A 26,082-nucleotide genomic window follows, 5' to 3' on the forward strand; every position below is an offset into this window, starting at 1 on the left:
GGGATGTTCCTCAAACGTTTAGACGTTATAGGATTTAAATCATTTGCAGAACGGATATCCGTTGACTTTGTAAAAGGCGTCACGGCCGTTGTCGGTCCGAACGGCAGCGGAAAGAGCAACATTACCGAAGCCATCCGCTGGGTGCTCGGCGAACAATCAGCCCGCTCGCTTCGGGGCGGAAAAATGGAAGATATCATTTTTGCGGGAAGTGATTCGCGCAAGCGGCTGAACCTTGCCGAAGTCACGTTAACGCTTGATAATGAAGATCATTTTCTCCCGATCGATTACCACGAAGTCAGCGTGACGAGACGGGTGTACCGTTCCGGAGAAAGTGAATTTCTCATCAACAATCAGCAGTGCCGCCTGAAAGATATCATTGACTTATTTATGGACTCCGGGCTCGGGAAAGAAGCATTCTCTATTATCAGCCAGGGGAAAGTCGAAGAGATTCTCAGCAGCAAAGCGGAAGACCGCCGCAGTATTTTTGAAGAAGCGGCCGGCGTGCTGAAATATAAAACAAGAAAGAAAAAAGCGGAAAACAAACTGTTTGAGACGCAGGATAACTTAAACAGGGTGGAAGATATTCTCCACGAGCTTGAAGATCAGGTCGAACCGCTGAAAATCCAGGCTTCAATCGCCAAAGACTACTTAGAAAAAAAGAAAGAGCTTGAGCATGTCGAAATCGCCCTTACCGCCTTTGACATCGAACAACTGCACGGCAGATGGTCGGGTTTAAAAGATAAGGTGCAGGCGGCAAAAGAAGAAGAATTGGCGGAATCATCGGCTCTGTCCGCAAAAGAAGCGGTGATAGAAGAGACGAGAGATAAAATCCACGCGCTTGATGAATCCGTCAACGAACTGCAGCAGGTTCTGCTCGTGACAAGTGAAGAGCTGGAAAAGCTGGAAGGCCGGAAAGAAGTGCTGAAAGAGCGCAAAAAAAACGCCGCGCAAAACCGGGAACAGCTTGAGGAATCCGTTACACATTACACGAACAAAGAAGCCGAACTGAAAGCGGACATTGAAAAACAGTCTGCCGTCTATGATAAGCTGCGTGCGGAAGTGAAGCGGTTAAACGCCCAGGTGAAAGAAAAGCAGCAGGCTCTCAGTCTGCATAATGAAAATGTAGAAGACAAAATCGAACAATTAAAAAGCGATTACTTTGAATTGTTAAACAGCCAGGCGTCGATTCGCAACGAGCTGCAGCTTTTAGATGACCAGATGTCCCAATCTGCGGTCCAGCAGGCGAGACTGACCGCAAACAATGAAAAATATCTTGAAGAACGTAACGATATTGCAGTCCGCAAAGCGGCGTGCGAAGAAGAATTGGCCGCCGTTGAAGAGGATATTCACAATCAGGTCGTCCGCTTTCGTGAAGTCCAGACAGCATATGAACAGAAAAAACGCCAATATGATAAGAAAGAATCTGCGCTGTATCAGGCATATCAATTCGTCCAGCAGGCCAGATCCAAAAAAGATATGCTTGAAACGATGCAAGGCGATTTTTCAGGATTTTACCAAGGCGTAAAAGAAGTGCTGAAACAGAAAGAGCAGCTTGGCGGCATCCGCGGCGCCGTTCTCGAACTGATTGCCACCGAACAAAAATATGAAACGGCGATCGAGATTGCACTCGGCGCAGCGGCGCAGCACGTTGTCACAGACGATGAGCAGGCGGCGCGGAAAGCGATTCAATATTTAAAACAGAATTCCTTCGGCCGCGCGACGTTCCTGCCGCTTACGGTTATGAAACCGCGCCAGCTCCAAACCCGTGATGAACAGACGGCTCAGAAGCATCCGTCTTTCCTCGGCACAGCGAGCGGGCTTGTCACATATGATGCGGCATATCGGAATGTTATTCAAAACCTTCTCGGCACCGTGCTGATCACTGAAGATTTAAAAGGCGCGAATGAACTGGCCAAGCTTCTCGGGCACCGCTACCGCATCGTGACGCTTGAGGGCGATGTCGTCAATCCAGGCGGATCAATGACAGGCGGCGCGGTCAAAAAGAAAAACAATTCTCTGCTCGGCAGAAGCCGTGAGCTTGAGACGGTGACTGCGCGGCTTGCCGAAATGGAAGAAAAAACAGCTCTGCTCGAAAAAGAGGTCAAAACGATGAAGCAGGCCATTCAAGAGCTTGAACATACGCTGAGCGGTCTCCGTGAAGACGGTGAAGCTTTCAGAACAAAGCAGCAGGATGTAAAAGGCAGGCTGTATGAACTCGAAGTCGCTGAAAAGAACATCAATACCCATCTGGAGCTTTACGATCAGGAGAAAGCATCACTGACGGAAAGCAGCCGGGAAAAAGAGACGCGCAAATCAGCTCTGGAAGAACAACTGAGTGAGGCATCCGGCCAGCTGAAAGAGCTTGAGGAAGAGATGGAAAGGCTGACAAAACAAAAGCAGACCCTATCCTCAACAAAAGAAACGCTCTCTCATGAACTGACGGAATGTAAAGTGGCCGCTGCGAAAAAAGAACAGGCGTGCTCGAGTGAAGAAGACAACCTCAAAAGGCTGAAAAAAGAGCTTGAGGAAACGCAGCTCGCTCTGAAAGAAACACGGGAAGATTTAAGCCTCCTGACCTCAGAGATGACGTCCAGCACAAGCGGTGAGGAGCAGCTTGAAGAAGCAGCCCATCACAAGCTTCACGATAAAACGAGAACGATTGAATTGATCGCCAGCCGGCGCGACCAGCGTGTGAAGCTCCAACGGGCTCTTGATACGAACGAACTTGAGCTGAAAGAGATGAAGCGTCTCTACAAGCAAAAAACAGAAATTCTGAAAGATGAAGAGGTAAAACTCGGCCGGATGGAAGTTGAGCTTGATAATCTCTTGCAGTATTTACGCGAGGAATACAGCTTATCCTTTGAAGGGGCAAAAGAACAATATCAGCTCGAACTCGAGCCTGAAGAGGCGAGAAAACGGGTCAAACTGATCAAGCTTTCAATTGAAGAGCTCGGAACGGTCAATCTCGGCAGCATCGATGAATTTGAAAGAGTAAACGAACGGTATCAGTTTTTAACAGAGCAGAAAAATGACCTGACGGAAGCGAAAAACACACTGTTTCAAGTCATTGAAGAAATGGATTCTGAAATGACGAAGCGATTCCATGAAACGTTTATCCAGATCCGTTCTCAATTCAACGACGTGTTCCGTTCTTTATTCGGAGGAGGGCGGGCTGAACTGAAGCTGACTGATCCGAATGATCTTCTTAACTCCGGGGTGGACATTATCGCGCAGCCTCCGGGCAAAAAACTGCAAAACTTAAATCTTTTGTCAGGGGGAGAACGGGCGCTGACTGCCATTGCCCTTTTATTCTCCATTCTGAAAGTAAGGCCCGTGCCGTTCTGCGTCCTTGATGAAGTGGAAGCTGCGCTTGATGAAGCCAATGTATTCAGGTTTGCGCAATATTTAAAAAAATACAGCAGCGACAGCCAGTTTATCGTCATCACCCACAGAAAAGGCACCATGGAAGAAGCGGATGTCCTCTACGGTGTTACGATGCAGGAATCCGGCGTTTCCCGAATGGTTTCGGTCAAACTAGAAGAAACAAAAGAATTCGTTCAGTAACGAGGAAAGAGGTTGAAAGATGAGCTTTTTTAAAAAATTAAAAGAGAAAATCACGAAACAGACAGACTCCGTCTCTGAAAAATTTAAAGATGGTCTTGAAAAAACAAGAAATTCCTTCTCGAATAAAGTGAACGAACTCGTCTCCCGCTACCGGAAAGTCGACGAGGATTTCTTCGAGGAGCTTGAGGAAGTGCTGATTGGCGCTGACGTCGGTTTTACAACCGTCATGGAGCTGATTGATGAGCTCAAAAAAGAAGTGAAGCTGAAAAACATCCAGGATCCTCAGGAAGTGCAGTCCGTCATTTCTGAAAAGCTTGTCGACATTTATAACAGCGGCGACGAACAGATTTCTGAATTAAATATTCAGGACGGGCGCCTGAACGTTATTCTGCTTGTCGGGGTAAACGGCGTCGGAAAAACGACAACGATCGGAAAACTTGCCCATAAGCTGAAGAATGAAGGCAAATCCGTTGTGCTCGCTGCCGGAGACACCTTCAGAGCCGGGGCGATTGAACAGCTTGAAGTGTGGGGGGAGCGTACAGGCGTGCCTGTCATTAAGCAGGCTGCCGGAAGCGACCCTGCGGCGGTTATTTATGATGCCGTACACGCGGCTAAAGCAAGAGGAGCGGATGTGCTGATTTGTGATACGGCCGGCCGCCTTCAGAATAAAGTAAACTTAATGAAAGAGCTTGAAAAAGTCAAACGCGTCATCGAACGCGAAGTGCCTGAGGCTCCGCATGAGGTTCTCCTTGCGCTGGACGCGACGACAGGCCAGAATGCGATGGCGCAGGCGAAAGAATTCTCCAAAGCGACGAATGTGACGGGTATCGCGTTAACGAAGCTTGACGGCACCGCAAAAGGCGGTATCGTCCTGGCGATCCGCAATGAGCTTCACATCCCCGTGAAACTGGTCGGCCTCGGAGAAAAGGTTGACGATCTCCAGCGATTTGATGCAGAATCTTACGTATACGGTCTCTTTTCTGATTTAGTTGAAAAAGCCGAGGATTAATGAATAAAAAACGAGTATAAAATGGACGGTTTTATACTCGTTTTTTTATACGCATTGATAGATCGGAATGGAGGGGGGCAATTGTTGGACAAATGGCTGAAAGCTGAATTGGAAAGTAAGATCGGCGCGATAAACCATATGTCGCTGTTGGGTGAACAGGGAGGCACTTCAACCGTTCGAAAAATAGTGACCGGTCAAGACGCATTTCTGCTGAAAAGTTCTTTTCAACAGAAGTATCGGGAATGGTTAATGAGAGAAGCCTTCGTTTTACAAAAACTGACGGAAACTCGTCGTCTGCCTGTTCCTGTTTATTATGGGATGATACAGGAACAGCATGCCAGCCATATCATCATGTCATTTGAGGATGGAATCACCCTGACTTCGGCTTTAAGAAAAGCAAAAGGGAATACTGAAAAGAAAAAGCTGATCAAAAGTTTCGGCCGGTTTCTGCAACGGCTGCATGAAACCGACATGGTCTCTGGTTTACAGCCGGAAACAGACTGGCTCGATTTGCAAATCAAACGAGCCGGAGAATATGTCAAAAAAGGACAGGCTGAAGGAAGTGCAGAGCTTTTGAAGGAATTGGACAGGTACAGGCCTGTTCCTGTTCAGCAGACAATGATTCACGGTGACTGCACGACTGATAATGTGCTGGTGAAAGACGGAGAGGTCTATCTGTTTATCGATACTGCGGGAATATCGGCGGGAGATCCGCGATATGATGAATCATTAGCGATCAGTCATTTTGTCACAAATGAAGCATGCCTCAATGCTTTTTACGAAGGCTATTGCCGCTACCGTGTATCAAAACAAGAATTCGAGTATTTTAACGACGGTCTATATGAATTTTTTTGAAAAAACTTATGATGTAAAAAGAGCATCATGCTTTGACAAGATAAAAACTTGACACACGCTCTGAAACCATGTAAACTAAGTTTTTGTAAAGGGATTTGACTTAACAAAGGGGAGAGCTCAAATGTCGCTCGAAAAAACGACGAGAATGAACTATTTATTTGACTTCTATCAGTCGTTGCTGACGTCAAAACAAAAGAGCTATATGTCGCTTTATTATCTGGACGATTTCTCCCTTGGTGAAATAGCCGAAGAGTATGACGTTTCAAGGCAAGCCGTTTACGATAACATCAAACGGACTGAAGCGATGCTTGAACAATATGAAGAAAAACTGCTCCTTTTTAAAAAGTTTCAGGAGCGTAAAGAAATGTTTACAAAGCTGAAAGAGCTTGCTTCCGGGTTGCAGGAAGAGGAAAAAATGACGGCTCTGATTGAAGCGCTTGAGAAATTAGATTAGGAGGCGGCAAACAATGGCATTTGAAGGATTAGCCGACCGACTGCAAAAGACGATTTCAAAAATCCGCGGAAAAGGAAAAGTCAGCGAACAAGACGTAAAAGAGATGATGCGTGAAGTTCGTCTTGCGCTTCTTGAGGCTGACGTTAACTTTAAAGTCGTAAAGGATTTTGTGAAAAAAGTAAGTGAACGGGCTGTCGGACAGGACGTTATGCAGAGTCTGACACCCGGTCAGCAGGTTATTAAAGTCGTAAAAGAAGAGCTTACCGAGCTGATGGGCGGCGAAGAAAGCAAAATTGCCGTCGCCAAACGCCCGCCGACCGTTATTATGATGGTCGGGCTCCAAGGTGCCGGTAAAACGACAACCACGGGGAAGCTTGCCAACCTGCTGCGCAAAAAACATAATCGCAAACCGCTGCTCGTGGCTGCGGATATTTATCGCCCCGCCGCGATTAAACAGCTGGAAACCCTGGGGAAACAGCTTGATATGCCGGTCTTTTCGCTTGGCGATCAGGTCAGCCCGGTGGAAATTGCCAGACAGGCGATTGAAAAAGCGAAGGAAGAGCATCATGATTATGTGATTTTAGATACCGCCGGACGACTGCATATCGATCATGAACTGATGGATGAGCTCTCCGGCGTAAAGGAAGTCGCAAATCCTGAGGAAATTTTCCTTGTCGTCGACTCAATGACCGGTCAGGATGCGGTAAACGTCGCCAAAAGCTTTAATGACCAGCTCGGTTTAACGGGTGTCATTTTAACAAAGCTTGACGGGGATACCCGCGGAGGTGCGGCGCTTTCTATCCGCGCGGTCACCGAAACGCCGATTAAATTCGCCGGAATGGGAGAAAAGCTCGATGCTCTTGAAGCGTTCCATCCTGAACGGATGGCATCCCGGATTCTCGGAATGGGTGACGTGCTGACGCTGATTGAAAAAGCTCAGGCGACCGTTGATGAAGACAAAGCCAAAGAGCTTGAGCAGAAAATGAGAACGATGAGCTTCACATTGGATGATTTTCTGGAGCAGCTCGGCCAGGTCCGAAACATGGGGCCTCTTGACGAACTGCTGCAAATGATGCCCGGCGCAGGCAAAATGAAAGGCTTAAAAAACATCCAAGTCGATGAAAAACAGCTGAATCATGTGGAAGCGATCATTAAATCAATGACTGTTCTTGAAAAAGAACAGCCGGATATCATTAACGCCAGCCGGCGGAAGCGGATTGCCAAAGGAAGCGGAACATCCGTTCAGGAAGTCAACCGTCTTTTAAAGCAGTTTGAGGAAATGAAAAAAATGATGAAGCAGATGACCAACATGACAAAAGGGAAGAAAAAAGGCTTTAAATTACCTTTTATGTAATCGGTTATACATGATAAAACCGTTGTTAAGAAAAAACACTTTACAAACACTTTTATCATTGTTAATATACTATCTTGTTGAAATATTTTCGGAGGTGCTAGTAAAATGGCAGTAAAAATTCGTTTAAAACGTATGGGAGCAAAAAAATCTCCTTTCTATCGTATTGTTGTAGCAGATTCTCGTTCACCGCGTGACGGCCGTTTCATCGAAACAGTCGGCACATACAACCCGGTTGCAAAGCCGGCTGAAGTGAAAATCAACGAAGAGCTTGCTCTTAAATGGCTTCAAACAGGAGCTAAACCTTCTGATACAGTCCGCAACTTGTTCTCAAGCCAAGGAATTATGGAAAAATTCCACAACGCTAAACAAGGCAAGTAATGACTGATCAGAACTTGGAAGATTTGATTGTCAGCATTGTGGCTCCGCTTGTCGACCATCCGGAAGACATAACGGTCACAAAGGAAGAGACTGATCAAAAGATTGCGCTGCGCTTATCTGTCAATAAGTCAGATACCGGTAAAATTATCGGAAAGCAAGGCCGGACTGCAAGAGCGATTCGAACCGTCGTTTTTGCAGCTGGCGCACAGTCTTCTAAGAAAGTTCAATTTGAAATATTTGACTGAAAAAGGGAGAGGGCCGGCACCTCCCCTTTTTTTACACGTAAAAAAGGCAAATGAACAGAAATATGTTGGAAGAGTGGGGAGTCTGGTCCTATGCAGATTATTCACAGGGTAACCGTTATGCAGGTTCTGACCGAGCAAAGCAAGGAAAAGCTTTTGGCCTCTTTTGCAGAAAAAAAGCAAACGCTTGAACGAGAATGCAGCCAGCTCTATTTTCAGCTTAGAAAACATGAAAAAGATCAGCAGAATCCCGATGTAGCGGAATCTTTTAAAAAAGCCATTGAAAAAAGACAAGACAAAATCAAAATGATCGATTTCCAAATAAGCCAGACAGAGTCGCTCCCGCTTGGAAGCGAAGTGAAGGAAAAGGAGATCGATGCGCTGCTTTCAATCAACGTCGGTGATAACTGGCATGAAAAAACAGCGGCAAATACCATCGTCATAAAAGACGGGGTAGTAATTGAAATCCGCCCGAGGTGATAATATGACAAACAGATGGTTTAATGTAGGCAAAATTGTAAATACCCACGGCATTAAAGGCGAAGTGCGGGTCATTTCTAAAACGGACTTTGCCGAAGAACGGTACAAGCCCGGCAATACGCTCTATTTGTTTGCGGAAGGGGCTGCGGAGCCAATCAAAGTAACGGTCAGCGCCCACAGGCTTCACAAGCAGTTTCACCTGCTGCAATTCAAAGAAATGCCGAGTCTCAATGAAGTCGAGCACCTGAGAAACATGGTGATCAAAGTCCCTGAAGAAGACTTGGGAGAGCTTGAAGAAGATGAATTTTATTTTCATGAAATCATCGGTTGCGAGGTTGTGTCAGAAGACGGAGAACTGATCGGCACAGTGAAGGAAATTTTGACGCCCGGGGCTAATGACGTATGGGTGGTTCAAAGAAAAGGCAAAAAAGATGCGCTCATTCCGTATATTGCTTCTGTGGTAAAGGATATTAATATAAATGAGAAAAAAATTAAGATTCATGTAATGGAAGGGTTAATAGACGAATGAAAATCGACTTTTTAACACTGTTTCCCGAAATGTTTCAAGGGGTGCTCGGCTCATCCATTCTGCAAAAAGCACAGGAAAAAGAGGCTGTCCGTTTTGACGTCATCAATTTCCGGGCTTTTTCGGATAATAAACACCAAACGGTTGATGATTACCCGTACGGCGGGGGAGCCGGGATGGTGTTAAAGCCGCAGCCCGTATTTGATGCGGTTGAAAAGCTGACAGCCGGTACGGACGCCAAGCCGCGCATTATTCTCGTCTGCCCGCAAGGTGAGCGTTATACGCAGAAGAAAGCCGAGGAGCTGGCGGAAGAGGAACATCTCATGTTTATTTGCGGACATTATGAAGGGTATGATGAACGGATCCGGGAACATCTTGTCACTGATGAAATCTCCATCGGGGATTTTGTGCTGACCGGGGGAGAGCTCCCTGCCATGATGATCGCCGACAGCGTTGTCAGGCTTTTGCCGGGCGTCCTCGGAAAAGAAGCATCCCACGTGGAGGATTCCTTCAGCACGGGGCTTTTAGAGCATCCGCACTATACGAGGCCTGCAGATTATAGAGGCTTAAAAGTGCCTGAGACCCTTCTGTCCGGCAACCATGCCAAAATACAAGAATGGCGCAATAAAGAATCAATCAGAAGAACCTTTTTAAGACGTCCGGATCTTCTTGAAAACTATCCTCTCACTGATGAGCAAAGAAAATGGATTTCCGAGTGGGAAAACGAATAGATTCTATTGCGCAGGCGATGAAGATATGATAAGATACTACTTGTGGCTTAAGGAGGCTTATCCTTCAGAAGCTTGAAAACGATGTTCCGCTGTGCCTTGCAGTTGTGGCCAAGAGCATCTGTTGGAAGGAGTTGAAAACGATGCAAAAACTAATTCAAGATATCACAAAAGAACAGCTTCGCACTGATCTTCCTGCGTTCCGTCCTGGTGACACTTTACGTGTACACGTAAAAGTTGTTGAGGGTAACCGTGAGCGTATCCAGATCTTCGAAGGTGTTGTGATCAAGCGTCGTGGTGGTGGAATCAGCGAAACGTTCACAGTTCGTAAGATTTCTTACGGTGTTGGCGTTGAACGTACATTCCCTGTACACACACCAAAAATCGCGAAAATCGAAGTTGTACGTTACGGTAAAGTACGTCGCGCTAAGCTTTACTACCTGCGTGAACTTCGCGGAAAAGCGGCTCGTATTAAAGAAATCAGACGATAATGATAACGAACGAAAAGAGCTTGTTACCCGTAACAGGCTCTTTTTTTATATGAAATTTGTAAAAGCGGAACAAGCAACGTAAAATACATAAGAGATCATCGGAACATCCGGTTCCGGTAAATAAGGCAGGTGTCGAAGTCACATGACCATTCAATGGTTCCCGGGCCATATGGCTAAAGCGAGACGGGAAGTAACAGAAAAACTGAAATTAATTGATATCGTATACGAATTGGTAGATGCGAGAATCCCGATGTCATCGAGAAATCCGATGATTGAGGAGATTTTAAAAAATAAGCCGCGCATTATGCTTTTAAATAAAGCCGATAAGGCGGATGCGGCTGTGACTGCCCAGTGGAAGGACCACTTTCAGGAACAGGGCATTCCCTCTCTTTCAATAAACTCCGTTAACGGGCAGGGACTGCATCAAATCGTGCCGTCCTCGAAAGAGCTGCTGAAAGATAAGTTCGATAAAATGAAAGCAAAAGGCATTAGGCCAAGAGCAATCCGCGCATTAATCATCGGCATTCCGAATGTCGGCAAATCTACGCTCATTAACCGGCTGGCCAAGAAAAACATTGCCAAGACGGGAGACAGGCCCGGCATTACCACTTCACAGCAGTGGGTAAAGGTAGGCAAGGAATTAGAGCTGCTCGATACACCGGGAATTTTATGGCCTAAATTTGAAGATGAGCTTGTCGGCTTGCGCCTGGCGATCACCGGGGCGATTAAAGATACGATTATCAACCTGCAGGATGTGGCCGTCTTCGGGCTGCGCTTTCTGGAAGAGCATTATCCCGACCGCTTGAAGGAGCGCTACGGACTTCAGGAAATCCCTGAGGATATCGCCGCTCTTTTCGACGCGATCGGTGAAAAACGCGGCTGTTTGATGGGCGGCGGAATGGTTGACTATGATAAAACAACGGAAGTCATCATTCGGGACATCCGGACGGAAAAATTCGGCAGGCTTTCATTTGAAACACCATCAGAATAAAGACGCGCAGCGATGCGGGTCTTTATTTTTTCCGCAGAACACCGATATACATAATGTAAGGGAGAAGAGAACGTGAATTCATTAACCGTAAAAAGCGTAAAAGAACGCCTGCAAGAGGTCAGGGACGAAAGCGACCCCTTCCTTGCCCAATGTGAGAAAGACCCGAGAAAAAGCGTACAGACGCTTTTAGAGCAATGGCTGAAAAAGCACGCGAAGGAAAAAGCTCTTAAAGAGCAATGGCTGAACATGACGGCATACGAAAGACTGTCATCCAAAAAGGGCTTCCGCCTGATTGCGGGTGTTGACGAAGCCGGAAGAGGGCCGCTTGCCGGACCGGTTGTCGCCGGCGCCGTCATTTTGCCGGCAGAATGCGAGATTCTCGGTCTCACGGACTCGAAGAAATTGTCGGAAAAGAAGCTCGAGGAGTATTACAGCCGGATCACGGAAGAAGCGGCGGCTGTAGGAGTCGGCATTGTCCATGCGGACGTCATTGACCGGATCAACATTTATGAGGCCGCGAGACTGGCGATGGTAAAAGCCGTCAATGCTTTAACGGAAACACCTGATTATCTGCTTGTTGATGCCATGACCCTTCCGCTTGACATTCCGCAGTCATCAGTTATAAAAGGGGATGCCAAAAGCGTGTCAATTGCCGCCGGAGCCTGCATCGCAAAAGTAACGCGGGACCGGCTCATGGCTGAGTACGCCAAAACCTACCCCATGTACGGCTTTGAAAAAAATAAAGGCTACGGAACGAAAGAACATCTTGAAGCTCTTCAGGCATACGGACCGACAACTATTCACCGAAAAACGTTCGCTCCCGTTCAATCTTATTGTTAGAAAAGAGGCTTAAGACATGAACATAAGCGGCGAAATCCAAGCGGCTTTCAGACAGCTGACGGCGGAAATCCCTCCGGACCGGCAAGACGGCGGTAAAGACAGCGGCGCTCAAAGGCTGCTGTTAGGGAAGGTTCTCCGTTTGCTGGACGATCAAAGCGCCCTTATCCAAATCGGCGGCCGGACGATGCAGGGAAAACTTGAAACCGCCCTTCGTCCGCAGGCGTATTACTGGTTTTCTTATGACAAACAGCCGGCGGAAAAAACGGGCCGGCTTCATGTCATTGACCAATTCGAAGGAAGCCCGAAAACCGTTCAGGAAGCGGCGGGAAGACTGTTAAACGCTCTTTCTGTCAAACCGGGCCCTGTGTCTCTGCAGATTGCCGAAACGTTTATGCAGCAGAAGCTGCCGATGACGGAAAACAGCCTCAAAGCCTGCATCCGTTGGGCTGAATCGCTTCCGGCCGCCGAATTGAAAAAAGCGGCGGAAACAATCGTATTTGCGCTGAAACGGGAACTGCCCGCACATCCGGAAGTCTTGTCAGCCATTCATGCCGTTAAATATCCGGTTCCGACCCGGCGCCTCCTCTCAGGACTGCTTCAGGCAATCAATCAGGCTCCGCAATCGGCAAAAGAGCTGTCTGTGCTCAAAGAGGCGGTTTCTGACGTGTTAAACGCGGAAACGGATCTTCATGCAGAACGTCTCTTGAAGAAGCTTGCCGAGGCTGCACGCATGCCGACCCCAGAAACCGGGCTGATGGATGAAGGAGAACGGACGGAATCAAAACAGTCACCATTTGTCCGAGAGACTCGTGAAAACAGAAAGGCAGTCTCAAGCCAACCTTCTCCTCCGAGTGCACGGACAGATCCGGAACTGCCTGAAAAAACGGCAAAACAGATTATAGAGAAATTAATGACCTCGGCAGAAAAAACTGAAAACCGTCCCGTAAAAGTAACGGCGGAGATCATTAAGGCTTTCATTTCTCAAGAAAAAACATTTAAAACAGCACCTGTTCTTCAAAAAGCACATTTGACAGAACAGGAGGCGGCTGTTTTCGAAAAAGCCGTTCAGCTCACCGAATTGAAATATGCGGAAAAACATGATGTATTAAGCCTTTTGCAGAAAATCAAAAAAGGACTGGGCACGCGTGATGAATTATCATTCATTAGAGCGCTTGAAAAAGGCGTGTCTCCGCAGCCGGAGAAACAAGCGCTGAAAACAGCCCTCCAAGCCGTCCGGACGCTTCAAGAAGCGCCCCAATCCGTTAAACAAGAGGCGGAACCGCTTATTCATAAATTAAACGGCCAGCTGTTTATTGAGCAGCATAACCCTTCTTTTACGCAGATGGTGCTGTCATTTCCGCTGGGAGCGTCCGCGTATGAGAATGACATCACAGTTCTCTTTAAAGGACGGAAGAAGCCGGACGGAAAACTCGATCCGTCACATTGCAGGCTCCTGTTTTTGCTGCATCTTGAAACACTGCAAGAAACCGTTGTGGACTGCATCATTCAGCAAAATGTAATGACTATTACGGTTGAGACTGATTTTGAGCTTCAGGCGGCCATCGACCCTCTCGTACCGGCTTTAAAAGAAGCCGTAAAAGAAACGGGCTTCAGTCTGTCAGGCGTCACGGCTAAAAAACGGCGCCCGAAAGACCAGAGCGCTCTTGTGGAAGAGTTTATAGAAAAAGACGGCGGAAGAAAAGTGGATGTGAAAATATGAAAGAGCAAACGCCGTTAAGAAGAGCTGTCGCCCTGCATTACGACCGGCAGAAAGACCAAGTCCCGAAGGTTGTCGCAACAGGCAGGGGGCACGTGGCGGAAAATATTATAAAAGAAGCTGAGAAGGCTGGGGTCCCCATTCAGGAAGACAGAACCCTTGTCGAATTAATGCGCCATTTGACGGTTGACGATCAGATACCGGAGGCGCTTTATGAAACCGTTGCCGAAATTTTTTCATTTGTTTACAGACTGGACGAAACCCTGAAAAACGAAAAATAAGGACCATTCATTTCCCGGACTCCGTTTAAATTTATATTTTCAATAAAATAAAAGTTAGAATGTTTGGAAGGATATAAAGATTTTGTTTTGAACCCTAGACAATTCTTCCAGTATTATATAGAATGAAAGCGCAGTCTATTTTTAGTTTTGCTACATAAGTTAGGAGGATGGGAAATGAATATCCATGAGTACCAGGGAAAAGAAGTCCTCAGAAAATACGGGGTGTCTGTTCCTGAAGGTAAAGTGGCTTTTACAGCAGAGGAAGCAGTTGAAAAAGCAGAGAGCCTGTCAAGCTCGGTTTATGTCGTAAAGGCGCAAATCCATGCTGGCGGCCGCGGCAAAGCTGGTGGGGTAAAGATTGCAAAAACAAAAGATGAAGTGAAAGAGTATGCCGAAGAACTGTTAGGCAAGACGCTCGTCACACATCAAACGGGTCCGGACGGACAAGTAATAAAACGCTTACTTATTGAAGAAGGCTGCGATATTAAAAAGGAATACTATGTCGGGCTTGTACTTGACCGCGCTACTTCAAGAATCGTTTTAATGGCGTCTGAAGAAGGCGGAACGGAGATTGAAGAAGTAGCGGAAAAAACACCTGAAAAAATTAAAAAAGCGGTAATTGATCCGGCTGTCGGCCTTCAGGGCTATCAGGCAAGGGAAATTGCATTCGCAATTAACATCCCGAAAGAGCTTGTCGGCAAAGCCGCTAAATTTATGCTCGGTTTATACAAAGCATTTGTTGAGAAGGACTGCTCCATCGCCGAGATCAACCCTCTCGTCGTTACGGGGGACGGAAACGTCATGGCGCTGGATGCTAAGCTGAACTTCGACAGCAATGCGTTATACAGACAAAAAGACATTATGGAATACAGAGATTTAGATGAAGAAGATCCGAAAGAAATCGAAGCGTCAAAATACGATTTAAGCTACATTTCCCTTGATGGAAATATCGGCTGTATGGTAAACGGCGCGGGTCTTGCAATGTCTACAATGGATATCATTAAACACTACGGCGGAGAACCTGCAAACTTCCTTGATGTCGGGGGCGGCGCAACCGCAGAAAAAGTTACGGAAGCTTTTAAAATCATTCTTTCCGATCAAAACGTAAAAGGAATTTTCGTTAATATTTTCGGAGGCATCATGAAGTGTGATGTCATCGCCGAGGGCGTTGTTGAAGCGACGAGACAAGTCGGATTGACATTGCCGCTGGTCGTGCGCCTTGAAGGGACAAACGTAGATTTAGGAAAGAAAATCCTGAATGAATCAGGCTTAAACATCACATCTGCGGAATCAATGGCAGACGGCGCACAGAAAATCGTATCCTTAGTTTAGGAAAGAATGAAAGGCAGGGGACCAGATAATGAGTGTTTTTATCAATAAAGATACAAGAGTTATTGTACAGGGGATTACAGGTTCTACCGCTTTATTTCATACAAAGCAGATGCTGGAATACGGCACGAATATCGTTGGCGGTGTAACACCTGGAAAAGGCGGAACGGAAGCGGAAGGCGTACCGGTATTCAATACGGTCGCAGAAGCGGTTCATACAACGGGCGCTGATGCGTCAGTTATTTACGTGCCGGCTCCGTTTGCGGCGGACGCAATTATGGAAGCGGTTGACGCGGAAATTGATCTTGTCATTTGTATCACTGAGCACATTCCGGTTTTGGACATGGTGAAGGTGAAGCGCTTTATGGAAGGCAAGAAAACGAGATTAATAGGGCCGAACTGCCCGGGTGTTATTACACCTGAAGAATGCAAGATCGGCATTATGCCGGGATACATTCATAAAAGGGGCCATGTAGGCGTTGTATCCCGTTCAGGAACATTGACATACGAGGCCGTCCATCAGCTTTCAGAAGCCGGCGTAGGCCAATCTACCGCTGTAGGGATCGGCGGCGATCCGGTCAACGGCACGAACTTTATTGACGTGTTAAAAGCGTTCAATGAAGATCCTGAAACACATGCCGTCATCATGATCGGAGAAATCGGCGGCACAGCTGAAGAAGAAGCGGCTGAGTGGGTGAAAGCGAACATGACGAAGCCTGTTGTCGGCTTTATCGGCGGTAAAACCGCGCCTCCGGGAAAACGCATGGGCCACGCGGGCGCCATCATCTCCGGAGGAAAAGGCACGGCAGAAGAAAAAGTCAAAACGATGAACGCCTGCGGAATTGAAGTCGCGGAAACCCCTTCTGTAATGGGTGAAACGTTGATTAAGGTGTTAAAAGAAAAAGGCTTATTTGAAACGTGCAAAACGCACTGATCGAAGCAGGGGCAGCCGTAACGGCTGTTCCTGTTTTTGCTGAAAAAAGAGGAGGTTGCCAGATTTGGATCAAGCATCGCGCTGTTTAATGGTCTGCAGTATTAATCAAATCATTTCCCCGTCTCTTCTATTAAAATGGTGGAAAGCTGACCACTCTCTGTCTTTTTTACCGGATCCGCATCCATTAACTGTTTTATCAGAAGGGAAAACAGCCCCGGAAGCAATTTTTCGGGAAATAGAGCGCAAGGAACCGGAACTTGATGAAGTTCTGTCCGATTACCGCCGCAAAGGCATTACTGTCATTCCGATTTCATCAAGCCGCTATCCAACATGGCTTAAAGCGATTTATGATCCGCCGGCTGTCTTGTATGCAAAAGGGAACACGCTGCTTCTTGAAAAAGGCAGAAAAATCGGGATTGTAGGAACGCGGAAACCGACGGAAGACGGAATAAAAGCGGCTGGGCATCTTTCCGCCGAACTCTCAAAAAAAGGCTGGGTCATTGTAAGCGGGCTTGCATCCGGTATAGACGGATTGTCTCATAAGGCGAGCATCAGGGCAAAAGGGCTTACGATCGGCGTGATAGCCGGAGGATTCCATCATATCTATCCCCGGGAAAATCTCCTGTTAGCAGAATACATGGCTGAACACCATCTCCTACTCTCAGAACATCCTCCTGAAACAAAGCCGAAAAAATGGCACTTTCCGATGAGAAACCGCATAATCAGCGGACTAAGTGAAGGAATTGTGGTCGTGCAGGGAAAAGAAAAAAGCGGTTCATTAATCACAGCTTACCAGGCTCTCGATCAAGGCAGAGAGGTATTTGCCGTTCCGGGTTCCATATTTAATCCATATTCCGGAGGACCTATAAAACTCATTCAAGAAGGGGCGAAAGCTGTATTATGCGCAGAGGATATTGACGGAGAGCTGACCGCCCGATGCGTTCAGTATACGGAACCCTTTTGAAATATCGTTTGACAAACGGTATTGTAATATTTAATAATAGTGAGGATTTAAAGTTGCACATTATTTTCATGTATAAAATGACGTTCATCATAAAGAATGAAATGTTGAAAGCCATAAAAAGGCAGCTCTAAAATGAATTGATACTTGAAAAGAGAGAGAACACCTCTTGAGGGGGATGAAAATGTCTGATTATCTAGTCATCGTGGAATCGCCGGCAAAGGCGAAAACGATTGAACGTTATTTAGGGAAGAAATATAAAGTCAAAGCTTCAATGGGACATGTCCGGGATCTTCCGAAAAGTCAAATGGGAGTTGACATCGAACAGAACTTTGAACCGAAATATATTACGATCCGCGGAAAAGGCCCTGTTTTAAAAGAATTAAAAACAGCGGCAAAGAAAGCAAAAAAAGTCTATCTCGCGGCTGACCCCGACAGAGAAGGGGAAGCGATTGCATGGCATCTCGCACACAGCCTTGATCTGGATCTCAGCTCGGACTGCCGGGTCGTCTTTAATGAAATAACGAAAGACGCCATTAAAGAATCATTTAAACATCCGCGCATGATTAATATGGATCTTGTCGATGCGCAGCAGGCGCGCCGCATACTAGACAGACTCGTCGGATACAAAATCAGCCCGATTCTTTGGAAAAAAGTAAAAAAAGGCCTCAGTGCGGGCCGTGTGCAATCCGTTGCGCTCCGGCTGATCATCGACCGGGAAAAGGAAATCAACGACTTTAAACCTGAAGAGTACTGGACGATTACCGGCTCATTTTTAAAGGGAAAAGAGACGTTTGAAGCCGGATTTTTCGGGAAAAGCGGCAAAAAGCTTCCTTTAAAAAGCGAAGAAGACGTAAAAGCCGTTCTTGCTCAGCTGAAAGGCAATAAGTATACAGTTGACAAGGTTACGAAAAAAGAGCGCAAACGAAATCCCGCTCTGCCGTTTACAACGTCCACTCTGCAGCAGGAGGCTGCCAGGAAGCTGAATTTCAGAGCGAAGAAAACGATGATGATCGCTCAGCAATTATATGAAGGAATTGATCTCGGCAAAGAAGGGACAGTCGGGCTCATCACGTATATGAGAACGGACTCAACGCGGATTTCCAATACAGCCGTTGAAGAAGCGTCAGCTTTTATTGATCAGGCGTACGGAAAAGAGTACTTAGCGGGAAAACGGAAACCGGCAAAGAAAAATGAAAACGCTCAAGATGCCCACGAAGCGATCCGCCCGACTTCGGTGCTCAGAAAACCTGCCGACTTAAAAGCGGTGCTTGGAAGAGACCAGCTCAGATTATACAAGCTGATTTGGGAGCGCTTTGTTGCAAGCCAGATGGCGCCTGCAGTCCTAGATACGATGAGCGTCGATCTCAGCAATAACGGATTGACATTCCGGGCAAACGGAAGTAAAGTCAAATTCGCCGGCTTCATGAAAGTCTATGTAGAGGGTAAAGACGATCAGCTGGAAGAAAAAGACCGCATGCTTCCGGACCTTAAAGAGGGAGACACGGTTTTATCGAAAGATATTGAGCCTGAGCAGCACTTTACTCAGCCGCCTCCGCGTTATACAGAGGCGCGCCTGGTTAAAACACTTGAAGAACTGGGGATCGGCCGTCCTTCGACATATGCGCCGACTCTTGACACCATCCAGCGCCGCGGTTACGTGGGATTAGACAATAAACGGTTTGTGCCGACTGAGCTTGGGCAGATCGTGCTGGATCTTATCATGGAGTTTTTCCCGGAAATCATCAACGTTGAATTCACGGCTAAAATGGAAAGAGACCTTGACCATGTTGAAGATGGCCAGACAGAATGGGTTCAAATCATTGACAGCTTCTACACCGACTTCGAAAAACGCGTGAAAAAAGCGGAAGCCGAAATGAAAGAAGTGGAAATTGAACCTGAATACGCAGATGAAGATTGTGAGTTATGCGGCTCCCGGATGGTTTATAAAATGGGCCGATACGGCAAATTTATGGCGTGCTCCAACTTCCCTGACTGCCGGAACACAAAACCGATTGTCAAACAAATCGGCGTAAAATGTCCTAAGTGCCATGAAGGAAACATTGTCGAACGAAAATCAAAAAAGAAACGCGTCTTTTACGGCTGTGACCGTTATCCTGAATGCGACTTCGTATCTTGGGACAAACCGATTGAACGAAAATGCCCGAAATGTGAAAATATGCTCGTAGAGAAAAAGCTTAAAAAAGGCATACAAGTCCAATGCGTCGAATGCGATTATAAGGAAGAACCACAGAAGTAGCGGTGAGCAGAGCCTTGCTCACCTTCTTTGTGTGGAAGGGACAAACAACAGGAGATGAAAAGAAATGAACCAGCAAACAGTTAATGTAATCGGAGCAGGCCTTGCCGGAAGTGAAGCGGCATGGCAGCTTGCAAAACGAGGAATTCAAGTGAAACTATATGAAATGCGGCCCGTCAGGCAGACGGCAGCCCATCATACTGATAAATTCGCCGAACTGGTATGCAGCAACTCCCTCCGTTCAAATACACTCGCCAATGCGGTAGGCGTATTAAAAGAAGAAATGCGGGCCCTTGACTCGGCAATCATTCAATCTGCTGATAAATGCTCGGTTCCGGCAGGGGGAGCGCTTGCCGTTGACCGTCATGAATTTGCGCAAAGCGTGACGGATCTCGTGAAAAACCATCCGAACGTAACGGTTCTTACTGAGGAAGTAACAGAGATTCCGGAAGGCCCGACTGTTATCGCGACCGGACCGCTTACGTCAGAATCGCTTTCACAGCAGCTGAAAGAGCTCACGGGAGAAGAGTATCTGTATTTTTATGACGCGGCGGCGCCGATTGTCGAAAAAGACAGCCTTGATATGGAGAAAGTGTACTTAAAATCCCGTTATGACAAGGGAGAAGCGGCGTACTTAAACTGCCCGATGACAGAGGAAGAGTTCGACCGTTTCTATGAAGCATTGACGACGGCTGAGACGGTACCTTTAAAAGAATTCGAGAAAGAAATCTTCTTTGAAGGCTGCATGCCGATTGAAGTCATGGCGAAAAGAGGCAAGAAAACGATGCTGTTCGGACCGATGAAACCGGTCGGACTGGAAGATCCGAAAACAGGCAAGCGCCCTTATGCAGTCGTTCAGCTCAGACAGGATGATGCGGCGGGAACGCTTTATAATATTGTAGGTTTTCAGACACATTTAAAATGGGGAGACCAAAAAGAAGTGCTTAAACTGATCCCCGGCCTTGAAAATGTTGATATCGTCAGATACGGCGTCATGCACAGAAACACATTTATCAACTCGCCGAGCCTTTTGAACCCGACATATCAATTTAAACAGCGTAACGATCTGTTTTTCGCGGGCCAAATGACCGGCGTAGAGGGTTATGTTGAATCTGCCGCTTCAGGTCTTGTAGCGGGAATCAATGCCGCCAAACTTGTGCTCGGTCAGGATCTTGTGACATTCCCGCAGGAGACGGCGATCGGAAGTATGGCTCACTACATTACGACGACAAATCAGAAGAACTTCCAGCCGATGAATGCAAACTTCGGCCTCTTAAAAGAATTGCCTGTAAAAATTAAAAACAAAAAAGAACGAAATGAAGAATACGCTAAACGCGCAATTGAGACTATTCAAACTATTTCGAAAACGATATAGCTTTTCATTGCAACTTCGATGCATTATATGATACCATTTAAAAGCCCTTCGGAGAGGGAGGTCTTCATAATGACTGAGAATGTTAACTTTTTTTTAAAGTTATTCGTTGAATATTTACAAATTGAAAAAAATTATTCACAATATACTATTGTGAATTATGTTAATTCGATTGAAGAATTTGGGATGTTTCTGCATGCTCAAAATATAAATGGAATGAAAGAAGCTGCATATCATGATGTGAGAATATTTTTGACAGAGGCTTATGAAAAAGGCCTGTCAAGAAAAACAATCAGCAAGAAAATTTCAGCTTTGAGAAGCTTCTATAAATTTTTAATGAGGGAAAAGCTTGTTGAAGAGAATCCGTTTCAGCTTGTTCATCTGCCGAAACAAGAGAAACGGATTCCGAAGTTTCTTTATGAAAAAGAACTTGAGGAACTATTCGCTGTTTCAGACAGAAGTCAGCCGTCAGGGATGCGCGATCAGGCCCTGCTTGAGCTTCTTTATGCGACCGGAATGAGGGTCAGTGAGTGCTGTACGCTTACTGTCGGCGATCTTGACCTGTTCATGGATACGGTGCTCGTTCACGGGAAAGGCAAGAAGCAGCGCTATATCCCGTTCGGCTCATATGCCCGTGATGCGCTGGAGCTGTATATCAACAGCGGAAGGCAGTGCCTGCTTGAAAAAGCAAAAGAGCCTCATGATGTGCTGTTTGTCAATCAAAGAGGCGGCCCGCTGACCGCCAGAGGAATCCGGTATATTTTAAGCGGGCTTGTAAAAAAAGCATCCGGCACTTTACATATACACCCGCATATGCTTCGGCACACGTTTGCGACTCATCTGCTGAATGAAGGGGCTGATTTAAGAAGCGTCCAGGAGCTTTTGGGCCATTCCAATCTGTCTTCTACGCAGATATACACGCATGTATCGAAGGAAATGCTGAGAAACACATATATGTCCCACCACCCGAGAGCTTTTAAAGAAAATTAAAAGGAGGCCCTTCTCATGTCATCTTTTCATGCGACAACGATTTTTGCCGTCCGGCATAACGGGAAAAGCGCTATGTCAGGAGACGGCCAGGTCACATTCGGTCAGGCTGTAGTCATGAAACATACCGCGAGAAAAGTGAGAAAGCTGTTTAACGGAAAGGTTCTGGCCGGATTTGCGGGATCTGTTGCAGACGCTTTCACACTTTTTGAAATGTTTGAGGCGAAGCTTGAAGAATACAACGGCAATTTAAAACGTGCGTCGGTTGAGCTTGCGAAAGAATGGCGCAGCGATAAAGTGCTGCGTAAGCTGGAAGCCATGCTGATTGTCATGAACCAGGATACCTTGCTTCTCGTATCGGGAACAGGTGAAGTGATTGAGCCGGATGACGGCATTTTGGCAATCGGCTCCGGCGGAAACTACGCCCTGTCAGCAGGAAGAGCGCTGAAAACCTATGCCGGAGAGAATCTGTCCGCCAAAGATATTGCAAAAGCCGCTTTGAAAATCGCGGGCGAGATTTGTGTGTACACAAACGATCAGATCATTTTGGAAGAACTTGAATAGAAAGGACTTGAGGCGCATGGAAAACAAACCGTTAACACCGAGACAAATCGTAGATCGGTTGGATCAATACATTGTAGGACAGCAGGATGCGAAAAAAGCTGTCGCCGTGGCATTAAGAAACCGCTATCGCAGAAGTCTTCTTGATGAAAAACTGAGAGACGAGATCGTTCCCAAAAACATCCTGATGATGGGCCCGACCGGGGTGGGGAAAACAGAGATCGCCAGACGGATCGCCAAGCTTACCGGTGCGCCATTTATAAAAATTGAAGCGACAAAATTTACAGAAGTCGGCTATGTAGGCAGAGATGTTGAATCAATGGTCAGAGACCTCGTTGAGACATCCGTGCGGCTCATTAAAGAAGAAAAAATCAGCGAAGTGAAAGAACAGGCTGAAGAAAATGCAAACAAACGTATAGTGCGGCTTCTCGTTCCGGGAAAGAAAAAACAAGCGGGTGTGAAAAATCCGTTTGAAATGCTTTTCGGAGGAAGCCAGGTAGCAAATGATGATGAAGCCGACCAGCAGGAAGAAGCAAGCCTTGAAGAAAAAAGAAAACGCATGGCGCATCAGCTCGCATTGGGAGAGCTCGAAGACCATTACGTCTCCGTAGAGGTGGAAGAGCAGCAGCCGTCGATGTTTGACATGCTGCAAGGCTCCGGGATGGAGCAGATGGGCATGAATATGCAGGATGCGCTGAGCAATCTGGTGCCAAAAAAGAAAAAACGCCGCAAAATGACGGTCAGAGAAGCAAGGAAGGTTCTGACCAATGAAGAGGCAGGCAAATTAATCGATATGGATGAAGTCGGCCAAGAGGCCGTGTTAAGAGCTGAAGAGGGCGGCATTATCTTTATTGACGAAATAGATAAAATCGCAAAAAATGGAGGGGCTTCTTCCTCAGCAGATGTATCGAGAGAAGGCGTTCAAAGAGATATCCTTCCGATTGTCGAAGGATCTACCGTCGTCACGAAATACGGCTCCGTCAAAACAGATCACGTGCTGTTTATCGCAGCCGGGGCATTCCATATGGCCAAACCGTCTGATCTGATTCCGGAGCTGCAGGGCCGCTTTCCGATTCGTGTAGAATTGAGCAAACTGACGGTAGATGATTTTGTGAAGATTCTCGTCGAACCCGATAACGCGCTGTTAAAACAATATCAGGCTTTATTGCAGACAGAAGGTATATCTCTTGAATTTTCTGACGAAGCTATTCGTAAGATCGCCGAAGTGGCTTATCATGTGAATCAGGATACGGATAACATCGGAGCGAGAAGGCTTCACACGATATTGGAACGTCTCTTGGAAGACCTGTCGTTTGAAGCGCCGGACGTAACGATGGAAAAAGTAGCCATCACGCCGCAATACGTTGAAGAAAAGCTCGGAACGATTGCAAACAACAAAGATCTAAGTCAATTTATATTGTGAAAATTTAATAAGAGGAATTCTAGGAGGATTATTTATCATGGCTTTACTACAAAAAACACGAATTATTAACAGCATGCTGCAGGCTGCGGCAGGCAAACCCGTAAACTTTAAAGAAATGGCTGAAACGCTTCGTGACGTCATTGATTCTAATATTTTCGTCGTCAGCCGCAGAGGAAAGCTTTTGGGCTACTCTATTAATCAGCAGATTGAAAATGACCGCATGAAAAAAATGCTTGAAGACCGCCAGTTCCCGGAAGAGTACACGAGAAATCTGTTCAATGTTCCGGAGACGTCTTCAAACCTTGATATCAACAGCGAATACACGGCGTTTCCTGTGGAAAACAGAGACCTGTTCCAAGCGGGCTTAACAACGATCGTGCCGATCATCGGCGGAGGAGAGAGACTGGGCACGCTGATTCTGTCCCGTCTGCAGGATCAATTTGAAGATGATGATCTCATTCTTGCTGAATACGGAGCAACCGTTGTAGGAATGGAGATTTTAAGAGAAAAAGCGGAAGAAATCGAAGAAGAGGCGCGAAGCAAAGCAGTTGTTCAAATGGCGATCAGTTCTCTGTCTTACAGTGAACTTGAAGCGATTGAGCATATCTTTGAAGAGCTTGACGGAAACGAAGGCTTGCTTGTGGCAAGTAAGATTGCGGACCGTGTCGGCATTACGCGTTCAGTCATCGTTAACGCGCTGAGAAAACTGGAAAGCGCAGGCGTCATTGAATCCAGATCACTGGGAATGAAGGGGACGTACATTAAAGTTCTGAACAACAAATTCCTTATTGAATTGGAAAACCTTAAATCTCATTAAGAAAAAAGCAGGATCCCTGAAAATGGGGGTCCTGCTTTTTTTATGGACAATAGGTGAAAAGTTGCAGTTTAAAGTTGCTTATTGGAATCTGATCTGAGATAATCCATCTTGCTGTGTGAAAAAAGGAGGAAGATACAGAAATTCTGCTATTTTCAGTCTTATATTAAACAAATCCTTGTAGTACAAATATTCTAGGACTTAATACCTACATGTAAAATAGATATAATTGAGCACTTTTTTTTAGCCTAACTTCATAGACTTTAAGCCTGTTATTTCTTACAATAAGCATATGGTTTTACAATTCTCGACAAGGATTTTTAGGAGAAAAATATCTGAAATGGAGGTAAGTGGATTTGGACTTATTTTCTGGAACTATACAAAATCTTGAGAATGCCTTGGGGAGAGCGGACATTAAGCAAAAAGTCTTAACTAATAATATCGCCAATATAGATACACCGAACTATAAGGCAAAAAAAGTCTCTTTCCGAAATTTGTTAGATCAGGAAACATCCAATCTTGAGGCTGTAAAAACCGACTATCGGCACGTTGACTTTACGGGTTCGGGGGACGATTATTCTATCGTGTCCAGCAGTGATACATCGTACCAGCAAAACGGAAACAATGTCGATATCGACAAAGAAATGACAGATTTAGCCGAAAACCAAATTAATTATCAGGCTTTGGTTGAAAGAATGAGCGGCAAATTCAATTCTCTGAAAACCGTCTTGACAGGAGGAAAATAATGAGTGGCTTTCAAAGCTTAAATATTTCGGGTTCCGCTTTAACTGCACAGCGTGTCCGGATGGACGTCGTATCGTCCAATCTGGCCAATATGGATACAACGAGAGCGAAGCAGGTAAATGGCGAATGGGTGCCTTATAGAAGAAAGCTGGTATCTCTCCAATCCGGAGGCGAATCATTTTCGTCCCTTTTACATTCCAAGATGAACGGAACAGGGAGCGCGGGAAATGGCGTAAAGGTATCTGGTGTTACGGAAGACCCGTCCGCTTTTAATCTCGTTTATGATCCGGAGAATCCTGATGCGAATAAAGACGGATATGTACAAAAACCAAATGTAGATCCATTAAAGGAAATGGTGGATCTTGTCAGCAGCACGAGATCATATGAAGCAAACGTAACTGCATTAAACGCCTCCAAAGGCATGCTTTTGAAGGCTTTAGAAATCGGAAAGTAAGGTGATGTAAGTGGTTAACGCTATTACTCCTTTTCAGCTTCAACAAACCCAAAACACTCAAAACGTAACGAATCAATTAAACCAAACTCAAAAAACTGATTCTTCAAACCAAACAAGCTTTTCGGAGCTTTTAAAAAACTCTATTGATTCGTTAAATGAGTCACAAGTGAAATCTGACCAAATATCGAACGAACTGGCTGCAGGAAAGGATGTAAACCTTGACGAGGTCATGATCGCTGCCCAAAAAGCAAATATTTCTCTGACGGCCGCTACCGAATTCCGCAATAAAGCCGTGGAAGCCTATCAGGAGATCATGAGAATGCAGATGTAGTGGTC

General features: G+C 46.1%; 27 protein-coding genes. All 27 read left to right on the plus strand.

Annotated features, from left to right (window positions below; all coding sequences use genetic code 11):
- Nucleotides 1-3: 3 nt before the first annotated feature.
- Nucleotides 4-3,564: a chromosome segregation protein SMC gene (gene smc / locus U2H13_RS08360; protein ID WP_376700765.1), complete on the plus strand. Its 3,561-nt coding sequence runs from the start codon at nucleotides 4-6 to the stop codon at nucleotides 3,562-3,564.
- Nucleotides 3,565-3,583: 19 nt separating this feature from the next.
- The gene (ftsY, locus tag U2H13_RS08365; protein WP_003154301.1) at nucleotides 3,584-4,573 is read left to right on the plus strand and encodes a signal recognition particle-docking protein FtsY; all 990 of its coding nucleotides are present in this window, start codon (nucleotides 3,584-3,586) and stop codon (nucleotides 4,571-4,573) included.
- An 84-nt stretch (nucleotides 4,574-4,657) separates the two neighbouring features.
- Entirely contained in the window at nucleotides 4,658-5,428 is a 771-nt protein-coding gene (locus U2H13_RS08370) for a phosphotransferase family protein (protein ID WP_021493695.1), read from the plus strand.
- A gap of 121 nt (nucleotides 5,429-5,549) precedes the next feature.
- Nucleotides 5,550-5,882, plus strand: coding sequence for a putative DNA-binding protein (locus U2H13_RS08375; RefSeq protein WP_003154299.1), 333 nt, complete (start codon nucleotides 5,550-5,552; stop codon nucleotides 5,880-5,882).
- Nucleotides 5,883-5,895: 13 nt separating this feature from the next.
- Entirely contained in the window at nucleotides 5,896-7,236 is a 1,341-nt protein-coding gene (ffh, locus tag U2H13_RS08380) for a signal recognition particle protein (protein ID WP_007409763.1), read from the plus strand.
- A gap of 105 nt (nucleotides 7,237-7,341) precedes the next feature.
- Nucleotides 7,342-7,614, plus strand: a complete 273-nt coding sequence (rpsP, locus tag U2H13_RS08385; RefSeq protein WP_003154296.1) for a 30S ribosomal protein S16 — start codon at nucleotides 7,342-7,344, stop codon at nucleotides 7,612-7,614.
- A complete protein-coding gene (locus U2H13_RS08390; RefSeq protein ID WP_007611392.1) occupies nucleotides 7,614-7,859 on the plus strand; it encodes a KH domain-containing protein in 246 nt (81 codons plus the stop codon). The genes rpsP and U2H13_RS08390 overlap by 1 nt, the downstream gene beginning before the upstream one ends.
- A gap of 90 nt (nucleotides 7,860-7,949) precedes the next feature.
- Entirely contained in the window at nucleotides 7,950-8,336 is a 387-nt protein-coding gene (locus U2H13_RS08395) for a YlqD family protein (RefSeq protein ID WP_003154291.1), read from the plus strand.
- A 4-nt stretch (nucleotides 8,337-8,340) separates the two neighbouring features.
- A complete protein-coding gene (rimM, locus tag U2H13_RS08400) occupies nucleotides 8,341-8,865 on the plus strand; it encodes a ribosome maturation factor RimM (protein ID WP_017417769.1) in 525 nt (174 codons plus the stop codon).
- On the plus strand, nucleotides 8,862-9,593 hold the full coding sequence (gene trmD / locus U2H13_RS08405; protein WP_022553353.1) for a tRNA (guanosine(37)-N1)-methyltransferase TrmD: 732 nt from the start codon (nucleotides 8,862-8,864) through the stop codon (nucleotides 9,591-9,593). The genes rimM and trmD overlap by 4 nt, the downstream gene beginning before the upstream one ends.
- A gap of 140 nt (nucleotides 9,594-9,733) precedes the next feature.
- Nucleotides 9,734-10,081 (plus strand): 50S ribosomal protein L19, encoded by a 348-nt coding sequence (gene rplS, locus U2H13_RS08410; protein WP_003154288.1) that lies wholly within the window; start codon nucleotides 9,734-9,736, stop codon nucleotides 10,079-10,081.
- 142 nt (nucleotides 10,082-10,223) lie between these two features.
- On the plus strand, nucleotides 10,224-11,072 hold the full coding sequence (gene ylqF, locus U2H13_RS08415; RefSeq protein WP_007611396.1) for a ribosome biogenesis GTPase YlqF: 849 nt from the start codon (nucleotides 10,224-10,226) through the stop codon (nucleotides 11,070-11,072).
- A gap of 72 nt (nucleotides 11,073-11,144) precedes the next feature.
- Complete coding sequence (locus U2H13_RS08420; protein ID WP_103526908.1) at nucleotides 11,145-11,912, plus strand: ribonuclease HII; 768 nt, start codon at nucleotides 11,145-11,147, stop codon at nucleotides 11,910-11,912.
- A 16-nt stretch (nucleotides 11,913-11,928) separates the two neighbouring features.
- Nucleotides 11,929-13,632 carry a hypothetical protein gene (locus U2H13_RS08425; RefSeq protein WP_022553351.1) on the plus strand — a complete coding sequence of 568 codons (1,704 nt, stop codon included), beginning with the start codon at nucleotides 11,929-11,931 and terminating at the stop codon, nucleotides 13,630-13,632.
- Nucleotides 13,629-13,910: a FlhB-like flagellar biosynthesis protein gene (locus tag U2H13_RS08430; protein WP_014417762.1), complete on the plus strand. Its 282-nt coding sequence runs from the start codon at nucleotides 13,629-13,631 to the stop codon at nucleotides 13,908-13,910. The genes U2H13_RS08425 and U2H13_RS08430 overlap by 4 nt, the downstream gene beginning before the upstream one ends.
- A 174-nt stretch (nucleotides 13,911-14,084) precedes the next feature.
- Entirely contained in the window at nucleotides 14,085-15,242 is a 1,158-nt protein-coding gene (gene sucC / locus U2H13_RS08435) for an ADP-forming succinate--CoA ligase subunit beta (protein ID WP_003154283.1), read from the plus strand.
- 28 nt (nucleotides 15,243-15,270) lie between these two features.
- A complete protein-coding gene (gene sucD / locus U2H13_RS08440) occupies nucleotides 15,271-16,173 on the plus strand; it encodes a succinate--CoA ligase subunit alpha (RefSeq protein ID WP_014417763.1) in 903 nt (300 codons plus the stop codon).
- 64 nt (nucleotides 16,174-16,237) lie between these two features.
- Nucleotides 16,238-17,137 (plus strand): DNA-processing protein DprA, encoded by a 900-nt coding sequence (gene dprA / locus U2H13_RS08445; RefSeq protein WP_014417764.1) that lies wholly within the window; start codon nucleotides 16,238-16,240, stop codon nucleotides 17,135-17,137.
- Between the two features lie 181 nt (nucleotides 17,138-17,318).
- Nucleotides 17,319-19,394 carry a type I DNA topoisomerase gene (gene topA / locus U2H13_RS08450; protein WP_014417765.1) on the plus strand — a complete coding sequence of 692 codons (2,076 nt, stop codon included), beginning with the start codon at nucleotides 17,319-17,321 and terminating at the stop codon, nucleotides 19,392-19,394.
- Nucleotides 19,395-19,458: 64 nt separating this feature from the next.
- Nucleotides 19,459-20,766 (plus strand): FADH(2)-oxidizing methylenetetrahydrofolate--tRNA-(uracil(54)-C(5))-methyltransferase TrmFO, encoded by a 1,308-nt coding sequence (trmFO, locus tag U2H13_RS08455; protein WP_012117550.1) that lies wholly within the window; start codon nucleotides 19,459-19,461, stop codon nucleotides 20,764-20,766.
- A 69-nt stretch (nucleotides 20,767-20,835) separates the two neighbouring features.
- Nucleotides 20,836-21,753 carry a tyrosine recombinase XerC gene (xerC, locus tag U2H13_RS08460; protein ID WP_007409774.1) on the plus strand — a complete coding sequence of 306 codons (918 nt, stop codon included), beginning with the start codon at nucleotides 20,836-20,838 and terminating at the stop codon, nucleotides 21,751-21,753.
- Nucleotides 21,754-21,768: 15 nt separating this feature from the next.
- Nucleotides 21,769-22,314 carry an ATP-dependent protease subunit HslV gene (gene hslV / locus U2H13_RS08465; RefSeq protein ID WP_014417767.1) on the plus strand — a complete coding sequence of 182 codons (546 nt, stop codon included), beginning with the start codon at nucleotides 21,769-21,771 and terminating at the stop codon, nucleotides 22,312-22,314.
- Between the two features lie 16 nt (nucleotides 22,315-22,330).
- Entirely contained in the window at nucleotides 22,331-23,734 is a 1,404-nt protein-coding gene (hslU, locus tag U2H13_RS08470; protein WP_061862191.1) for an HslU--HslV peptidase ATPase subunit, read from the plus strand.
- A 37-nt stretch (nucleotides 23,735-23,771) separates the two neighbouring features.
- Nucleotides 23,772-24,551 carry a GTP-sensing pleiotropic transcriptional regulator CodY gene (gene codY / locus U2H13_RS08475; RefSeq protein ID WP_003154263.1) on the plus strand — a complete coding sequence of 260 codons (780 nt, stop codon included), beginning with the start codon at nucleotides 23,772-23,774 and terminating at the stop codon, nucleotides 24,549-24,551.
- Nucleotides 24,552-24,904: 353 nt separating this feature from the next.
- A complete protein-coding gene (flgB, locus tag U2H13_RS08480; protein ID WP_003154260.1) occupies nucleotides 24,905-25,294 on the plus strand; it encodes a flagellar basal body rod protein FlgB in 390 nt (129 codons plus the stop codon).
- Nucleotides 25,294-25,746, plus strand: coding sequence for a flagellar basal body rod protein FlgC (flgC, locus tag U2H13_RS08485; RefSeq protein WP_003154259.1), 453 nt, complete (start codon nucleotides 25,294-25,296; stop codon nucleotides 25,744-25,746). Before flgB ends, flgC begins: the two co-directional genes overlap by 1 nt.
- 10 nt (nucleotides 25,747-25,756) lie before the next feature.
- Nucleotides 25,757-26,077: a flagellar hook-basal body complex protein FliE gene (gene fliE, locus U2H13_RS08490; protein ID WP_121984421.1), complete on the plus strand. Its 321-nt coding sequence runs from the start codon at nucleotides 25,757-25,759 to the stop codon at nucleotides 26,075-26,077.
- The last annotated feature ends 5 nt before the right edge of the window (nucleotides 26,078-26,082 follow it).

The organism is Bacillus sp. A1 (genome assembly GCF_042296235.1).
Taxonomy (GTDB): domain Bacteria; phylum Bacillota; class Bacilli; order Bacillales; family Bacillaceae; genus Bacillus; species Bacillus velezensis.

Bases quoted from the DNA above. Each gene is read 5' to 3' on its own strand.
- trmFO (WP_012117550.1), top strand. From the start codon at position 19,459: ATGAACCAGCAAACAGTTAATGTAATCGGAGCAGGCCTTGCCGGAAGT.
- smc (WP_376700765.1), top strand. From the start codon at position 4: ATGTTCCTCAAACGTTTAGACGTTATAGGATTTAAATCATTTGCAGAA.
- trmD (WP_022553353.1), top strand. From the start codon at position 8,862: ATGAAAATCGACTTTTTAACACTGTTTCCCGAAATGTTTCAAGGGGTG.
- codY (WP_003154263.1), top strand. From the start codon at position 23,772: ATGGCTTTACTACAAAAAACACGAATTATTAACAGCATGCTGCAGGCT.
- U2H13_RS08375 (WP_003154299.1), top strand. From the start codon at position 5,550: ATGTCGCTCGAAAAAACGACGAGAATGAACTATTTATTTGACTTCTAT.
- ftsY (WP_003154301.1), top strand. From the start codon at position 3,584: ATGAGCTTTTTTAAAAAATTAAAAGAGAAAATCACGAAACAGACAGAC.
- ylqF (WP_007611396.1), top strand. From the start codon at position 10,224: ATGACCATTCAATGGTTCCCGGGCCATATGGCTAAAGCGAGACGGGAA.
- xerC (WP_007409774.1), top strand. From the start codon at position 20,836: ATGACTGAGAATGTTAACTTTTTTTTAAAGTTATTCGTTGAATATTTA.
- rplS (WP_003154288.1), top strand. From the start codon at position 9,734: ATGCAAAAACTAATTCAAGATATCACAAAAGAACAGCTTCGCACTGAT.
- U2H13_RS08430 (WP_014417762.1), top strand. From the start codon at position 13,629: ATGAAAGAGCAAACGCCGTTAAGAAGAGCTGTCGCCCTGCATTACGAC.
- ffh (WP_007409763.1), top strand. From the start codon at position 5,896: ATGGCATTTGAAGGATTAGCCGACCGACTGCAAAAGACGATTTCAAAA.
- sucC (WP_003154283.1), top strand. From the start codon at position 14,085: ATGAATATCCATGAGTACCAGGGAAAAGAAGTCCTCAGAAAATACGGG.
- U2H13_RS08390 (WP_007611392.1), top strand. From the start codon at position 7,614: ATGACTGATCAGAACTTGGAAGATTTGATTGTCAGCATTGTGGCTCCG.
- topA (WP_014417765.1), top strand. From the start codon at position 17,319: ATGTCTGATTATCTAGTCATCGTGGAATCGCCGGCAAAGGCGAAAACG.
- U2H13_RS08425 (WP_022553351.1), top strand. From the start codon at position 11,929: ATGAACATAAGCGGCGAAATCCAAGCGGCTTTCAGACAGCTGACGGCG.
- U2H13_RS08395 (WP_003154291.1), top strand. From the start codon at position 7,950: ATGCAGATTATTCACAGGGTAACCGTTATGCAGGTTCTGACCGAGCAA.
- hslV (WP_014417767.1), top strand. From the start codon at position 21,769: ATGTCATCTTTTCATGCGACAACGATTTTTGCCGTCCGGCATAACGGG.
- rpsP (WP_003154296.1), top strand. From the start codon at position 7,342: ATGGCAGTAAAAATTCGTTTAAAACGTATGGGAGCAAAAAAATCTCCT.
- sucD (WP_014417763.1), top strand. From the start codon at position 15,271: ATGAGTGTTTTTATCAATAAAGATACAAGAGTTATTGTACAGGGGATT.
- rimM (WP_017417769.1), top strand. From the start codon at position 8,341: ATGACAAACAGATGGTTTAATGTAGGCAAAATTGTAAATACCCACGGC.
- flgC (WP_003154259.1), top strand. From the start codon at position 25,294: ATGAGTGGCTTTCAAAGCTTAAATATTTCGGGTTCCGCTTTAACTGCA.
- hslU (WP_061862191.1), top strand. From the start codon at position 22,331: ATGGAAAACAAACCGTTAACACCGAGACAAATCGTAGATCGGTTGGAT.